Consider the following 15,519-nt stretch of genomic DNA (forward strand, 5'->3'; position numbering starts at 1 on the left):
ACAGTTCGGCCCGGCTGCGGCGGACGATGTGTCCGCCGCCGCCGGGCCGAATAGTGGAATCAGAGGAATGGTCCTACCTCGGGGGCTGGGCCGATCACAGGGACCGGGTCGGGCGCTGCATTGCCCGGTTCAGGCTTCGGTTTTTCGACGATAAAGGGACGATCCTTCTCTGCTTTGATGACGCCCTTTTCGCCGCTGCCGGTCGTGACCATGACCTCCGTCAGTTCGCCCGCCGGCCGTGTGGCCACGACCGTCGCACGTTCTCCGCTGGCGTTGACCAGAATGTCTCCGGGGCTGAGCTGCGCCGCGCTCACAGACCGCGTGGCCTCGTCCACCGGCGGAACCCCGCCTTGTGTGGTGCCGCTGACCATGGTGGTGACTTCGGGCAGGTACCCGCCGGGCCCTTGCCGGAGGGTGACAGGGCCCCTCCTGGTGTCGATGGTGAGGTCATAGTCCGTGTCGTTGACCCTGGCTATGGCCGCGAGGGTGCCGCTGGCGCTGACGATCTCTTCGATGCGCGTGTTCACCGTTGAGCTCCGGATACCGGTGGCGGCTACCTTCTCGCCTGTAGTGACGTCCCGCAGCGGGTCCCGGCGGAAGCGCGGAGGCGCAAAATGTGTCTCGTGCACCGGTTCGGTGGCGATCACAGGGACCCTTTCCATGGCGGTGGCTTCCACCCACAGCCGGTCCGCTCCCCTGTCCAGCAGCAGATACTGCACGGACTGCACGGGTCCGGGTTCCACGGCGAGGACGAGGGCGTCATCGAAGCGTTCCCGCTGGAAGGACTGGAGGGCCTCCAGCGTGAGGGCCTTTCCGCTGACGCTGATCCGCTGCCCGGGTTCAACCTCGCAGACTCTCCTGCCGGCGATCCTGTCCAGGGTCATGTGCACCTCGTCCGGCGGTGACGGTGCCGTCTCGGGGCTGTCCATCACTTCCAGTGCCCCGGATTCGCCGCTGATCTCGAAGGTGTGCACCTTGCCTGCGACGGTCACCTCGACCGGCACGCGGTGCTGTCCCGGGTTCGCCCCGACCTTGCCGACCATGGCGGGGAAGTCTTTGACGGCGGTGGGCATTCCGAAGGCGTCGATGCCGTGGATGGTCGCTGTTCCGGGCCGGATGCTGACCCAGTCCCCTGTTTTCAGGATCGCCATGCGACGCGCCCCTTCCGCTTCGTTGAGGCTGATGGGTTCCCCGAGACGCCCGGCCGCGGAGAGCAGCTGGCGGACATTCATGTCCCGGGTGGATGTCTTGTAGTTCCTGGGTAGGTACCAGAACTCCTGGCGGCGGGAGAACTTGAATCCGGAGTCCTTAAGCGCGCCGTGGAGCGCCTTGTTCTCCCTGCCCACCCCTGTCAGGGTCGTTCCTTCTGCACTGTGCTCCAAGACGGGAGCGCCCTCTGGTGGATCGATGGCCGGGGTTGCTTCCGCCGGGGCCTTCGCTGCCGGCAGGTCCACGGTGGAGATGATGAGATGGTCCTCGAACCCGGTAGCGAGTACCTCGATGATGTCCGCGGGTGCCGCCGGCGGTGACGTGACAGGCACGGGTGCCATGTCCAGGGAGACGCCGCTGAAGTCCAACGGGGTCTCCGGCAGTTCACCGTCCCAGAGCAGTGTCGTGGTGTTGCCCTGTGCGGCCCAGCTGCTGCGCGTCCCGCCGGGTGCTTCGATCTGAAGCCGCAGGGTGGGTCCGCTTCGGGCATCCGGAGCAGGGATCCTCTCCGCTTCTATGAGGCGGCCGAGAACGATCTCGGACTTGTTCCACGCAGGCACCGTCCCGGGGCTGGCACTGAGGCGCACCCACTGGCCAACGTGCTCGCGCGTCAGGAGCGCGGCCGCTTGTTCGCGGACTTTCCCCGGCGCCTGCAGCAGCGCGTTTTCGAACGTCGTCAGCGCGCCGTAGCGTCGGGCGTGGACGGTGATGCTCTGGTCGGTGCGGCGCCGGCACGCACCTGTCGCCCCGTCATCGAAGCGGTAGCGGAAGTCAACCATCGTCCCGGAGTTCCGGCCGGTCACTGTCACGTTTCCGCGCCTGGACTGGTTGCGGTCCAGTTCATGGACGGAGACGATATCGCCCGGGCGGAGGTCCCCCACGGTGTCCCCGAAACCGTCCGGGAACAACTGGGCGGTTTCTTCTGTGGTCAGCAGCCTACCTGGCTGGTATGACACGGCGGCCGGCACATAACGGTCGGTGTTCTTGCGTTCCATGCCCATGTCGGGGTCGATGAACTTGGTTCCCGAGTACAGGGTGGCTCCGGTGGCGACGTCGCCGCGCAGCCCGAGCCCCGTTACGTCCTCCAGCAGGACGTCTCCGGGCAGGAAATCCTGGGCGCTCATCGTCGCCGCTGCCGAAGCGGCACTCGCTGCTTCTTTCGCTACCGCGTCGGGGGCGATGACATCATGGCGCAGCACCGGTGTCAGGGCAGCCCATGAGGAGCGGCGGAAGCGGTGACTGGATCCGGCGTCGTCGGTGACACGCCATTCACCCTCGGCCACTTCCACGGTGCCGGTGACCATCATGACCTTGCCTGTTTCGGTCCGTGTTTCCGGGTCCAGTGTCCGCCTCTCGACGGTGATCCGTTCGCCGTTGCGGACGTCCGTGTCTTTGGTGGCCACGGCGTCGGTGTCCTTCACGGAGAGGAAGACCCGCTCGAACCGGGTCAGGGTTCTCTGGGGCCGGTTGACCAGTTCCACGTCGCGGAAGTAGGCGATGTGCGCGTCGTCGCTGCGCTCATCGGCGTCACCGAGCGGGCGCAGCACCGCGCCGTCCCCGGCCTTGACTGATTCGACCTGGAACAGCTGTTGGCCGCGGCCTTGGATGCCGGTGACGACGTCGCCGTCGCGCAGGCCGGAGACCGCGAACTTGTCCGTGTTTCCGGCGAGCAGCCGCAGTGTGTCGCCCGCGACAGGTGGCGTTTCGGCGGTTTGTTCGTCTTCGTCCTGGTTCAGGCCCATGTCCGTCATCAGGTCACTGATTTTCTGCTGCAGGCCGGTCAGTTCGGCGGCGTGTTCAAACGGCATTGCCAGCGTCTCTTCCAGTGATGGTATTGCCTGCCGGTACGTGGTCTGCCGCTCCAGGAGATCCTGGTGGATCCGGGGCAACGCGGCCGCCGTGTTCTCCAGCCGGCGGACAAGTCCCAGCGGTTCGGCCTTGATGAACTCGGCCCACACCACACGCACGAGCGCGTGTCCGGAACCGGCGAGCATGAGCTCGAGGGTGCCGTTGTTGTAGCGGCCTTCCACCGGAAGGGATGCGACAGTGCCGAGGCGGACGTAGGGACCGGCCCCGGCCGGAAGCGCAGTGACCGAGGCCAGGACGGTGCGGTGCAGCGCCCCGGCCGCGCCCACTCGTTCCCGATACTCCTGTGCGCCGACGGTCATGGTGAACGCCTCGCCGCGGGTGTCAGTCAGGCCCGGCAGTGCAGCGGCCAGAACGGGCAGGTCCCGTTCCATGGTGCCCAGTGCCGAGTGCGCGATCGTCAGCTCACCTTTGCTGCGGCGCTTCGCGTCCGTGTAGGAGCGGAAGAGTGACTGGAGTTTCGATTCCTCCATCTGCATGGATGCCAGCTGCTCCAGCCTGGGATCTCCGGACAACGCCGCAGCCGCCTGCCCGGCGGACAGTTCAAGATCGCCGAAGCCGTCATCCATGCTCCGGCCCTGCACGCCCCCGGTTTTGAGCTGGTTGATGAACTTGGCTTTGCGGGCCACCATGTCCCACATGTAGACGTCGAAGGTCTGTGCCGTGGCGTAGGAGCGGATCGTCGTCTCATCGTTCTGGTTTCCCTGTCGCAGCACCCGCCCTTCACGCTGTTCAAGGTCAGCCGGGCGCCACGGCACATCGACGTGGTGCAGCGCGACGGCCCGGGCCTGGACGTTCGTTCCCGTCCCCATGCGCTCCGTCGAACCGATCAGAACACTGACCCGGCCGTCCCTGCATTTGTCGAACAATTCCGCCCGGGCGATGTCGTTCGGGGCGTCATGGATGAACGCGATCAACTCCCGCTCCATGCCGTGCTCGACAAGGTTGTCCCGGATCGCGTCATACATGCTGAACCGGCCCGCATTGTTGGGCACCGCGCGGTCACAGAAGAGCAGCTGTAGCCCGCCGGTGACCGGGGAGGGGTTGCCGTCAGGGGCCGTGTAGACGGTGTCTTTCGTGCGTTCGTGGATAGCCCACACTTCGACAGCAACCTGCGCCGGCCTTCCACCGTCGGCATCCGCTGTCAGGCCTTTGAGCCGCGGATCCAGCGCGACCATGCGCCCGTCGTTGGTGATCTTGGGCATGTTGTCATCCCGCGGATCAACGCCTGAAAGGTTTTTGGCCCGCTGTCCGAGATCTTCCACATAATCCGCCACCGCGAGGGATGGTTCCCGTGAGATGAGCCGCCGCTCCCCGCCGGTCAGGACCGGGAGTTTCGCGGTGATGTCCGAGACTGTGATGACGTCGGAGAACTGGGCGGTGAGGCCCACGAGCTCGGGGACGTTGATGTATTTGTTGATCCGCTCGACCTGGTCGTATCCGCCGCCTGCAGGAGAGATGCGCAGCACCGTGGACCGTTCGGTGAACTGGTTGGCCCACGAGTTCACGTCCACCAGGCCAGCCCTGTCCAGCAGGTCCGGGCGCAGGTAGTGCTGCATGACCCACATCTCGGACATGGAGTTCGCCACCGGCGTTCCGGTGGCGAACGTGGCCACCGCCGGCAGGTACCCGTCCCGGTGGTAGCCGCCACGGCGGGCGTCCTCGACCTTGGTCTCCCGCAAGGCCCGGAGTTTGAAGTCCAGATCCGAGGCCCGGTCCGAGCCGGTGCACGCCAGTTCGTAGGAGTCGGACTGTCGGAACAGGTTCTTGTAGTGGTGGGCTTCATCCACGAACAGGTAGTCGATGCCCGTCTCTTCGAACGTGACTCCGGTGTCCTTGCCGGTGGTGATTTTCCCGTGCCGTTCCTCGATACGTTTGATGGCCTTTTCGACGGCTTTGATCCGGGATTTCTCCTCGCTGGACATGCCGGCCTTGGCCTCGCGGAGTTCGACAATCTGTTCCTCCAGCCACACCTGGGTGCGGGCCGGATCGACCTGGATTTTCCCGAACACCGTGGACGGGATGACCACGGCGTCCCAGTCTCCTGTTGCTGCGGCTGCCACCCAGAAGGCGCGTTCGTTGGCGTTGATGCCGGTAGGGATCGCTAGGACGTTCGCGGACGGGTACCACTGGATGAATTCCCGGCTCACCTGGTCCACCAGATGGTTGGGGACGACGATGGCCGGCTTCTGTGCGATGCCGGTGCGGCGCAGTTCCATCGCCGACATGACCATGGTGCCGGTCTTGCCTGCACCCACGACATGATCCAGCAGCACGGTCGGTTCGTTTACGACCCGGGCGACCGCGCTGCGTTGGTAGGCGTGCGGGGTAATCGAAGCGTCCAGTCCGGGCAGGGAGAGGCCCTCCCCGATCGCTTTGTAGTCCGTGGAGACGTGGGAGTTGAACATGACGTTGTACGCCTCGGTCACCCGGACGGCGCGTGCGGCGTCACGGAAGAGCCAGCTGCCGAACTTGTCGGCGATTTTTGCTGCCTTGTCGCGTGCCTCCAGTGTGGCTTTGACGTCTTTGACCTGGCGTTCGGCGCCGTTCTCGTCGTGGATGGTGCGGCGGATCGTGATGGTGCGGTTATTCATCAGGGACTGCAGCAGCGCCACCGGTGTCCGGTCAGGGGTTGCGTAGTCGAACCGGACGGCCGGTGAGTACTTCGCTGCCCCGGCCGTTCCGCGCAGCTCCCATGTCCCGTCGGTGGGTGAGATCGACACGGTGACGGGGACATCGAATGTTTCGGCGATGAACGTCTCATAGTCGGTCGGTTCGGCGTAGCGGACGCCGGGTTTGGCGATAATGTCCATTGCCGAGACCTGCTCGGGCAGGACGCCTTCCAGTGCTTCAACGTTGGCCAGGAAGGACCCGTCCACCTCTGCCGCTGCCCGCGCGGTGGCCAGTTTTGCCCGGACGTCGCCGGACAGGTACTTCACGGCAGGGATCAGCGCTCCGGTGCCCGGTTCCGGGAAGACGGTCGAGCCGAGCATTTCCCGTGCCTGGGAGGTTTCGACGCCCAGAAGTCCTGCGATCCGATCCAGATCAACAGAGCGGGTTTCATCCAGTGAGATCGCCAGCGCATCGGCCGCCGTCTCGGCACGTTCGGGCCGCTCCCGGAATGCCAGTACGTCGCGTTCGAACACGGCGGCTTTCGTTGTCGTCCCGGACGCTTCGTCAAAGACCTCCAGCGCCAGCACCAGTCCCAGTGACGGGTCCCCCCGCAGGATTTTCAGGTGTTCCTGGGTGCGCGTCGCCGGTCGGGACTGTTCGGCCTGCTCCCGCCATACGTCCTTCACTTCGGCGGGCACGATCGATGAGCCCGGCTCAATGGATCCGTCGATGGGAAGTGCGGCCCGCCATTCCCGCTCCAAAGTGGCCATGCGCGCTGCAATGTCCGCTGCTGAACGCGGCCTCGCTTCCGTCACCACGGCCCGGTTCAGCGGCCCGTACGCGGAAACATAGGCGTCATAGCGCGCAGTCAGTTCCTCGCGCAACGTTACTCGCTCATTCTCCGGGGCAGCGGCCCGCTGGGAGTCGATGACGTTCCGGACGGTGTCGCGGATCCCCAGAAGCGCCAGTGATTCCTGGACCCGCGTTTTAGGGCATGTTGCGGATACCCACGCGCGTCCGGCGTTGAACCGTTCAAACGAGCCGGTGGCGGCGTCATAGCGGACGTGACCGGTGACGGCTTCGGCGGCGCCGGCCGGGAACTGCAGACCCGATGTGAAGGTGCCCTCGGGTACCGTGATCGGCTCAGGCGCATAGCCGAGCCCGGCCTCGGCCGCTTCGGCCAGTTGTGCGCCGAGGTTTTCCCGGATCAGGTCCGCGAGCTGGTGCCCTGCCGGTCCGCTGAGTTCCAGCGCGGAGTCGTTATACATGCCCTGCCCGACGGAGAGCACCCCCAGCAGTGCGTCGTCATTGTCGGCGAAGTGGCCGCCGACGGAGACTTTGGTGGGCTGTCCGGTTTCGCGGTGCTGCGCCCACGTCGTGGACACGGCCACCCACCCCCGGATCCGGTCCTCGTCGGGTTTTTCCGCATCTTTGCGGCGGCGAAAGACCAGCAGGTCGGTCATGACCTCGGTGCCGGCCACAGCCTTGAACGCATTTGTCGGCAGCCGCACGGCACCCACAAGGTCACCGTACTTGGCGATCTGCCGGCGGGCTTTGGCCGACTGCGCATCCATCGTGTACGTGGAGGTGAGCACCGCAACGTAGCCGCCCGGCGCGGTCAGGCGCAGGCTCTTGGCAATGAAGTAATTGTGGATGCTCAGCCGGGACGTGTTGTACCGGGCATCGTGGACAACGAAGTCCCCAAACGGGACGTTGCCGACAACGGCGGACACTGCCCCCTCCGGGATCGGGGACTGCTCAAAGCCCTCCGCCCGTACCTGGGCGGAGGGATACAGCAGCGAGGCAATCCGGGCAGTGGTGGAGTCCAGCTCAACACCAGCCATAACCGCCGAGTCCGGGGCCAGCCCGATAAACGTCCCGGCACCGCAACCGGGTTCCAGCACCGTGCCGCCGGCGAAACCGGCTCCCTCCAGGCTGTCCCAGACGGCTTTGACGACGGCCGGATCCGTGTAGTGCGCGTTGATCGTTGTCGCGGACGCCTGCGCGTATTCGGCCGGCGTCAGTAACTCTTTGAGTTCTGCACGTTCATTCGCCCAGTCCTCACGGTGGTCCTCGAAAACCTGCGGCACCGCACCCCATGAGGACCATCGGGCCAGGGTTTCCTGCTCGGCGGCCGTCGCGTACCGGTCCTGCGTGCGCAGATCCTGCAGCAGACGCAGCACCCCCAGGTTCGCCGCCGCACGGGCTTTCGCACCCGCCGGCGGCCGGACGTCCGTTCCCGGCCGGAAATCGACCGGGAGCCCGCTTAGTCCTCCAGCAGGTCCATCATCCTCTGCGGTCCCGGCTGGACGAGCCACTGGGTCCAGCCCGGAATCGGTTCCTTGCCCTGGGAGATCATCCAGTCGAACACGGTCCGCAGGATTTCGTTCATCCGGTCCATTGTCACCGCTACGTCCGTCTCCGGCAGAGCGCGCAGCTCGTGGGAATCCGCCGTCAATGGTAGAGAAGGATCGCCATCCCTGACCAGCTGAGCCCAACGCGCTTTCACGAGGTCGACGAACTCCGGACTCGCTTCCCCGAGTTCCCCCTTCAGCCCCTCCAGCAGGCTCTGGTCCACGTACAGGTCCCTGAACTGGTCCACCAGCGGCACCATCCTGGGCGCTGCGTAGTGCGGATCCTTCCAGGCGTCGGGATCGTTCTCCCAGTCCTCGGTTGCTTGGTCCTCCCACTCGTCCGATGGCGCTTCCGACATCACCTCGCGCAACATCTGCCTGCTCACCATGTCCTCCATCGCTGACCTCCGGTTCCTCAATGTCTCCCAGAAGGTCAAACAGACTCGTCTGGTTCGGATCAAAATTTCGTCGCGCCATGTGCACGGCCTTTCAGGTTTACATAACGTGGGCATTCCCAACGGGATGTCAAGTCCAGGGAAAACGGGGACCGCTCAGAACGGCCGCAAGCCCGTCACAACGCGAACGCCATGACGGGCCGGAAAATAACGAGGTATGCGGACTTAGACGAGGCCCCATTCGCGGTCAACCGTGGCCTGTTCAACATCGACCGGAGCGACTTGGGCGTCCATCGCCTTGGCCCAGAGACCCGGTTTCGGGTTCTGGGCGATCTCCACCGTGGCGAACTCCAGCGAAGCAGACACTTCATCAGCCCAGACTCTGTGGTTCAGGCCAGGGCTGCCTTCCTTGTTCACATACGGGACGGCCTCATAGTTGCCCGTGACCGTTGCCCGGTTACCTTTCGCGAGGGAGCCCACGACGTTCTCCCCCAATCGGACGCTCTTCACGGCGACGTCGTAGAAGACCGCTTCGCCGTCCTTCCATTCGTTGGCCTCACGGTCAAAGACCCGGGGTGTGTCCGCCAGACGGAAAGTGACGAGCTTCGATCCGTTTACCTCGCGTGTTACCGGATCATCGACGAGGTTCCCCGTTGCTGTGTGCTTATCGAGCCTTGGACGTCCAGCCATGTCAGGTGCTCCCTCAGTCGGTGGGTACCAACCTGTTTGGTGCCCGCTACCGCACTGTTCGCTCCGGGGATCCCGAACGGTGTGTGACATACGCTCACCCATGTAAACCGGCTCGAACGCGAACCCGGATGAGTCGGCACCGACCGAATCCAGGCAGACGAAAAGGCCTCACCCTGGCCAAAGCACGCGGAGCAAACCGCGGACGCAGGAAAGCACTCTCGCCGGCGCCGAGCAGTGGGGGAGTGTCCCCTCGGTAGTGTCCAGATTCCAAGGAACTGGGATGGTGGCAGTCTCAATCTTGTTTTGTGCGGCGAGTCTTGCTTTCGTTGATTTTCCGCAGCAGCTCGAACTTCGCTAGTTTTTCAGGATGTGCCACGAGGTCGAGGATGTGTAGCCACGCCACGTCCGCGAAATCGCCTGGAATGACTCCATCGTGGGCAGCTAAGAGTGCCCTGTCGCGCCTACTTGGCTGCTGGTCGAAGCCGTGGAGGCTGTTCCGGACGAGTTGGAGCCATTCTGTTACTGCGTTTCTTCGTTCAGTCGGGACGCGAGATCCGTTTTTGTCGGGCAGAACGACAGGGCACGCAGGGTCCTCTCCTGCCGCGAAGAAGCCATTCTCCAGAGATTTCACTGCCCGAACTGCTCGCTCAGCGCGTCCGAGGAATACATCGTGAAGTTCTACCGGTACATCCGTCTGCAGTTTTTCCACAATGCTTTCAAGGGCGTTGTGGCCGACGACGGCCTTCCAGTTGTAGCTAGGAATGAGTCCCTGGAGTCTCTTAAGTAGGGTGAAAGTTAACGTAGTTCTGGCATGGTCATCGCGAGTCTGGGTGAGGATGGATTGACAGTCTCGGAACATCTGCTCGACGCTTAACAGCCTCTCGGTGGCCTCCGCCGGGTCGTACAGCTCGCCTTCGACGTAGTTTGCTGGTTCGGTAATTATTGAAAAGAGAGTGCTGAGTTGGGTGACCCACCAGTTGGCAGCACGGACGTAGACCTCCGGACTGGAGGTGGGTTGCCGATGATTTTCCGCGGCCAGGCGGTCCGGTGCGAGCAATTGGATCTTGTCCCTGGCGGATGATTCCTGTCCTGCCATGGCATCACCGAATAGCAACAGCACCACACCTCCGGGCCGGCCTATGGGATATGCCCAGACCAGTGGACTGAGGCTTGCGCACATGCAGGCGAAATAGGCGTCAAGACCCATCGAGGTGTCTGAGAATAGGCCCCTGGACGACCGGGAAATCATGTCCGTTGCTTTGAATGATTCTGCCGTGACCTCGTCCTTGGTGGCCAGGAGCGTCCTCGCGGCGGTGTATCGGTAGCCCAAGGTGTCCGATATTTCTACCAAGTGGACAGAGGGGTTGGCTGCAACAGGTAGAAGATACTCGGTGAAAGTCCGTTGAGTAATGTTCGCAGCTTCGGCTGCTGTTCTGGAGGCTGTGATGAGCATTCGCATGCTGAGTAACATGGTCGCGGACTCTTCCGGGTAGAGCTTCACGAGTCTGCTGTGGGCGTTCCTGGCTATGTTCCAGAGATCATCGCCGGCTATTCCGTCATGGCGCTTAAGCCTGTGCATCCGAGTGTAAGCATCTGCGAGATGACCGTTCTTCCGGTCGGCCAACTTCGATATGCGGAGGAGATTACTCGTGGTTCCGTGAACACCCTCGTGGCTCCCCATAAGCCAAAGGCCAGGTTCTTCCGTGCCCTCAACTGTCCATCCGCAGACATCTGCGATCTTTTGAGGGTCTCCGCCCATTATCCATTCAGGAAGTTTGACCTTGACCGGTTTTGCCTTGGGGCGTACTCGTTTACGTGGCATCAAGGTCTGGGTGCGTGGGGCGTTCGTCGTGTGCAAACCATCTGGTTGAGGTACGTTCGCTTCATTCCTGCACCGTACCTAAAGTTGGTTCCCTCCGAGGGGCACACACGCGTGGGCAATGCAAACAGAATTAGCAGTTCGACTAAGCCATGCATATAAAGGGTGTCCCAGTTCTCAACCTAGGGTAGAAGCCGACGTAAAGTCTGATGAGCTGACTCTTGAATTGGCTGCGGACGAGTGGGCGTCACTTAGTGGGGGGAAACAAGATTTAATGGCAAGCATCGAAGATGACGTGGTCGAGGAATTCTTGCGTCAACTCACGGAAAACGAAGCGTGTGACCTCCAGGTGGTGGATATCTTGACGAAGGCCTTCCATGGGAATGGACTGCCCACAGCCGAGACTCTGGCCCAGCTGATCTCCCTAGCTACGAGCGAGGTCGCTTCGTGATTCAGATCGACAGCATTTCCATCACTGAATTCCGGGGCATCCGCGCATTGACTCTCGACCTGGATGCCAAGCCCTATCTAGTTTGGGGACCAAACGGCTCCGGCAAGAGCGGTGTCGTGGATGCCATTGACTTTGTCCTGACAGGGAATGTTAACAGGCTATCTGGCAGCGGCTTGGGAGCTATCACTGTTCTCAAGCATGGGCCGCACGTCCTTCGGAGAGATGATCCAGCGTCCTCCGTCGTTTCAGCAACGGTGCGTGACACCTTGAGCGGAAAGGCCGCAGTTCTCTCACGCTGCGTCAAGACCTTGGCTCAGTTCACGTTGACGCCTGACATCCCCGAAGTACGTGCAGCAGTCGAACGCGCTCAGGCTCATCCCGAAATCGCCCTCTCCCGGCGGGACATCATCAAGTACATCGTCGCCCAACCGACTAACCGAGCCCAGCAGGTGCAGTCGCTGCTCAAGCTCGAGCAGACAACGCAAATTCGCAAACTTCTCAAGACGATTCAGGGAAAACTCAGCGCGGATCAGAAGACAGCCCAAGCAAACGTCAAAACGGTCGAGGACGCCATGCGACGGCATGTTGATGCCCCTGACTTGCAGACGAATACTTTGCTTGGCGCGGTAAACCATCGCCGTCGGATTCTGGGTCTTCCGGACCTGACAGCGATCGATCGAGACACTGCCCTAAACGAGGGCGTTGACACAGAATCCTCCTCAACCACCTTTAACAAGTCCTCTGCGTTGCGGGACATTTCAGCACTGCATGATTGGCTCGCCGATCTGACAACCATAAAGCGCCATGCTGCCGCTCTCGATGCGGCGTTGGGAACGCTGGAAGAAGACCCGAACGTACTTGACGCTTTGAAGCAGCGCAGCCTGGTGGCAGACGGCCTCAAACAAGTAGTTGATCTCTGCTGCCCCCTCTGCGACTCAGAATGGCCCAATGAGGATGAGCTACGTGCGCATCTTAAGGAGAAGCTCAAACGCTCGGACACCGCGGGCGACATACAGAAGGAAATTAGCGACCAAGCAACCAGTTTGACAACCGAATTGCGGAGTTTGCGTGGACTTTTGAAGACGGCAAAACCTCTTACGGTGTCCCATGGGCAGAGCGGATTTTCGACGACGATTGATGATTGGAGCGAAAGCTTGGTCGTGTTTGAAACGAGGCTCGAATCGATCGCATTGGCCCTTGGGCAACGTGCTCGTCTTCTGGGAGACATCTTGGTAAAGCCCGCCGGGATGGATGCCCGCCTGGCTGAGACTGTTGCCGCCATTGAGGCCGAGCCCGACCTAAGTACTACGGCCACGGCGCGCAGTTTCCTGATACTCGCCCAGGAACGATGGCAGAACGTCAAGAATGCACGCAAGCAGTTCGTCCAGAGCGACAGGGCCTTGAAGGCTGCGCAAATGATCTACCAGACGTACTGCGACGTGGCCGACTCCGCCCTGACCAAGCTCTATCGGGACGTGGAAGTGGACTTCAGTAACTTCTACCGCTTCATCAATGGGGAGGACGAGAAGTCCTTCAAAGCCGAGTTCACGCCTAGTGCAGGAAAGCTCGATCTAAGCGTCGATTTTTATGGGATCGGGCAATTCCCACCTTCCGCCTACCACAGCGAAGGACACCAGGATGGAATGGGCGTCTGTCTATACCTTGCCCTCATCAAGAGACTTCTAGGGGCGGACTTCAGATTTGCCGTGCTCGATGACGTTGTTATGTCGGTAGATGTCAATCATCGCCGGCAGTTCTGTGAGCTCCTCAAAGCGGAGTTCCCAGACGTTCAGTTCATCATCACGACACACGACGAGGTGTGGGCTAGGCAGATGCAGAAGTCCGGACTCGTCGCTAAGAAAAATCAAGCGCGCTTCCATGGATGGACCGTGGGGGATGGACCGGCCTACGAAGATGGGATCGATTTCTGGGACAAGATCGAAGCCGACCTGTCCAGCGGAGACGTACCAAGCGCGGCGGCCAAGCTTCGCAGAAATTTGGAGGCGATTCTCACCGATCTTACGTCGGTCCTCAAGGGACAAGTCGTGTACCAGAGTGACGCCAGGTATGAATTGGGTGAGCTCCTCACTTCCGTCAAAGCTCAACACAATAAGCTCCTCGGCGTCGCGGCCAGTGCGGCGAACTCGTGGGCTAGCGCAGCTGACGTTGCTCGGACAAAGGCCCTTCAAGACGAACGCAAGGCAGCGACGCTATCCCAAGACAACGAGTCATGGGCTATCAATCCAGCTGTTCACTTCAACGACTGGGCGTCGTTCTCCTCGGCAGATTTTCGTCCTGTTGTTCAAGCCTGGAGGGCCTTCCTGGACCTTTTCCTTTGCGCCAACGATCAATGCACGGACTGGATCTATCTGGTAGAGAATGGGTCGACCAAAGAGGAGCTGCGCTGCCGGTGCGGCGGCTACAACCTCAACCTTCGTAAGAAGTAGAGAATGCCCCACCCGCGGCCGCCCCACTACCAAGGTTCTCTCGAGGTCCGACGGGACTCCGGCAAGGAACAGACCTCGTTTGTGCAGGTCAGGCGTCGTCGGGCGCCACTCTGACGTGGGCCACAGGTGTGGTCCTAGTGATTACAGCCGTCGGAGCTTCTGGGTCCGTGTGGCGGGTCCAGCCGTCTTGCCTGCCGGGTCCGGTGGTGTGTTCCCAGTAGGATTCAGCGGCAGCACCCATGGTGGTGTGTCGTAGCTGCACACTCTCCGCTGCGGCCCCGGAGAGGAGGGTTGTCCCGGTGATCTGGTCAGCCTCCACAGCGGCGGCAGGGCCGACGAGGATTTCCCGTCCAGCGATGACTTCCCCGCCACCGGCAACGGCGATGGGCCGCCAGCGCCGGTTGATCCCTTCGCGCGGTACTTCCACGGTTGTGGTGATCCCGTCGCGGATCCGTGCCCACCGGTCCTGGTTGTAGGTGAAAGTCAGGTCGGCGGGGTCGTTCTGGTGTCCGGTGATGTGGCATTGCCTTTTATCGACCATGGCGGCGAGCCGGGCCGTCATCGCCTGGACGTGCGGGTGCCACGTTGTCATCGCGCCAAGGCCCGGCGTCCCTTCTTCCCAGATCTTGTATTCGGCGCATATCCCGGCGTAGAGCTCCGCGACGATGTCGGAATGTTCAAACCAGCACTCGGTGATCTGGGAGGTGTTCAGCTGGTACTCGCGGACGAACCAGTCCACCCATTGCCGCAGGGCAGTCCACGCAGCGGGTTTGTGTTCGGCACTGATCTCGCGCCAGCGGATCCCCATCCATTCCGGCGGGCCTGCGCCGAGTTCCGCTTCAATATCCGGGTCCAGAAATGCGGGCAGCCCGCCTCCCCCGCCCCCCGCTGGAGTGCCGGCGTCTTGCGTCCAGGTGTCCGGGGCGTCTTCGTCGGCGTTGAACGGCTCGACGGTCCAGTCGGTTGCTGACGGTTCGGTGCTCGTGCTCATGGCTCCTCTTTCCGCGGTTCGGGCAGCAGTGCGTTGGTGAATCGGTAGAAGATCGCGTCGAGGGCGTCGGCGGCCGCGTGCGTGCCGGGCCTGCCGTTGGAGCGCATCCATTTGTGCACGGCGACGTGGCACATCGGGCAGAGGTCAACGCTGACTCCTTCGGCTCCGTTGCAGGCGGCGAGTTCGTAGTGGTCGTGGTCAACGACGTGGCTTTCGATGCGGTTGCTTTGTTGTGCACAGAGCCAGCAGGTCCCCAGGGTGCCGGTGGTGGTGCGAGGATCGGTCATGGTGTCCTTTGGTGATGTTTACGGGTCAGGATCCGGGTGACGACGGCGGTCGCGCGCCGGCGGTTCCAGCCCCAGTAATCGCCTCGTCGTTCATCAAGGATCCTGTGTAAGTCCTGGTGGTGTTCCCTGCAATACGGCAGCAGATCGGTGTCCGGCTCTTCGGCCCGGTAGCTGCCGTCGTCGTTGATGTAGACGCCGTCATAGCTGGTGTGGTGCAGATCCAGCGTCCCCGCCACGGCCAGGGTTGTGCCGCAGACCTGGCAGGCCGGTTCGGCCCCGGCGGAGCGGCAGTCCCTGAACCAGCGCGTGCGGCGCCACGCCCAGGCACCGGAACGCAGGTATCCAGTGTAGGCGCGGCGCCGGGCCCCGGACTTCCGGGCCAGAGAGAAACCCATGG

Annotated in this window: 9 protein-coding genes; 2 read left to right on the plus strand and 7 right to left on the minus strand. The window is 62.5% G+C overall.

The genetic code is table 11. The features are described 5' to 3' along the window. Positions 1-59 precede the first annotated feature (59 nt). From ACZY0Q_RS20070 to ACZY0Q_RS20085, 4 genes are all read right to left on the minus strand, one after another. A complete protein-coding gene (locus ACZY0Q_RS20070; protein WP_463919532.1) occupies positions 60-7,871 on the minus strand; it encodes a DEAD/DEAH box helicase family protein in 7,812 nt (2,603 codons plus the stop codon). 83 nt (positions 7,872-7,954) lie between these two features. Continuing rightward, the gene (locus ACZY0Q_RS20075; protein ID WP_463919535.1) at positions 7,955-8,428 is read right to left on the minus strand and encodes a hypothetical protein; all 474 of its coding nucleotides are present in this window, start codon (positions 8,426-8,428) and stop codon (positions 7,955-7,957) included. A 234-nt stretch (positions 8,429-8,662) separates the two neighbouring features. After that, a complete protein-coding gene (locus tag ACZY0Q_RS20080; RefSeq protein ID WP_069953159.1) occupies positions 8,663-9,127 on the minus strand; it encodes a single-stranded DNA-binding protein in 465 nt (154 codons plus the stop codon). 292 nt (positions 9,128-9,419) lie between these two features. Next, the gene (locus tag ACZY0Q_RS20085) at positions 9,420-10,949 is read right to left on the minus strand and encodes a hypothetical protein (RefSeq protein WP_463919539.1); all 1,530 of its coding nucleotides are present in this window, start codon (positions 10,947-10,949) and stop codon (positions 9,420-9,422) included. A gap of 271 nt (positions 10,950-11,220) precedes the next feature. On the opposite strand from ACZY0Q_RS20085, the gene ACZY0Q_RS20090 reads away from it, so the two are divergent. Both ACZY0Q_RS20090 and ACZY0Q_RS20095 read left to right on the plus strand, forming a co-directional pair. Then, on the plus strand, positions 11,221-11,397 hold the full coding sequence (locus ACZY0Q_RS20090; RefSeq protein ID WP_463919540.1) for a hypothetical protein: 177 nt from the start codon (positions 11,221-11,223) through the stop codon (positions 11,395-11,397). After that, a complete protein-coding gene (locus ACZY0Q_RS20095; protein WP_463919542.1) occupies positions 11,394-13,844 on the plus strand; it encodes an AAA family ATPase in 2,451 nt (816 codons plus the stop codon). Before ACZY0Q_RS20090 ends, ACZY0Q_RS20095 begins: the two co-directional genes overlap by 4 nt. 88 nt (positions 13,845-13,932) lie before the next feature. Here the strand turns inward: ACZY0Q_RS20095 and ACZY0Q_RS20100 are convergent, their stop codons facing one another. The 3 genes from ACZY0Q_RS20100 to ACZY0Q_RS20110 are packed head-to-tail and all read right to left on the minus strand — an operon-like array spanning position 13,933 to position 15,517. Continuing rightward, the gene (locus tag ACZY0Q_RS20100; protein ID WP_463919543.1) at positions 13,933-14,835 is read right to left on the minus strand and encodes a hypothetical protein; all 903 of its coding nucleotides are present in this window, start codon (positions 14,833-14,835) and stop codon (positions 13,933-13,935) included. Further along, positions 14,832-15,122, minus strand: coding sequence for a hypothetical protein (locus tag ACZY0Q_RS20105; RefSeq protein WP_078107874.1), 291 nt, complete (start codon positions 15,120-15,122; stop codon positions 14,832-14,834). The genes ACZY0Q_RS20100 and ACZY0Q_RS20105 overlap by 4 nt, the downstream gene beginning before the upstream one ends. Then, the gene (locus ACZY0Q_RS20110) at positions 15,119-15,517 is read right to left on the minus strand and encodes a hypothetical protein (protein WP_463919545.1); all 399 of its coding nucleotides are present in this window, start codon (positions 15,515-15,517) and stop codon (positions 15,119-15,121) included. The genes ACZY0Q_RS20105 and ACZY0Q_RS20110 overlap by 4 nt, the downstream gene beginning before the upstream one ends. Between the last annotated feature and the right edge of the window lie 2 nt (positions 15,518-15,519).

It is taken from the genome of Pseudarthrobacter lactosi (assembly GCF_055412785.1).

Excerpts from the sequence above, each read along its gene's own strand:
- ACZY0Q_RS20080 (WP_069953159.1), bottom strand. The coding sequence starts at position 9,127 with ATGGCTGGACGTCCAAGGCTCGATAAGCACACAGCAACGGGGAACCTC.
- ACZY0Q_RS20085 (WP_463919539.1), bottom strand. The coding sequence starts at position 10,949 with ATGCCACGTAAACGAGTACGCCCCAAGGCAAAACCGGTCAAGGTCAAA.
- ACZY0Q_RS20090 (WP_463919540.1), top strand. The coding sequence starts at position 11,221 with ATGGCAAGCATCGAAGATGACGTGGTCGAGGAATTCTTGCGTCAACTC.
- ACZY0Q_RS20100 (WP_463919543.1), bottom strand. The coding sequence starts at position 14,835 with ATGAGCACGAGCACCGAACCGTCAGCAACCGACTGGACCGTCGAGCCG.
- ACZY0Q_RS20105 (WP_078107874.1), bottom strand. The coding sequence starts at position 15,122 with ATGACCGATCCTCGCACCACCACCGGCACCCTGGGGACCTGCTGGCTC.
- ACZY0Q_RS20110 (WP_463919545.1), bottom strand. The coding sequence starts at position 15,517 with ATGGGTTTCTCTCTGGCCCGGAAGTCCGGGGCCCGGCGCCGCGCCTAC.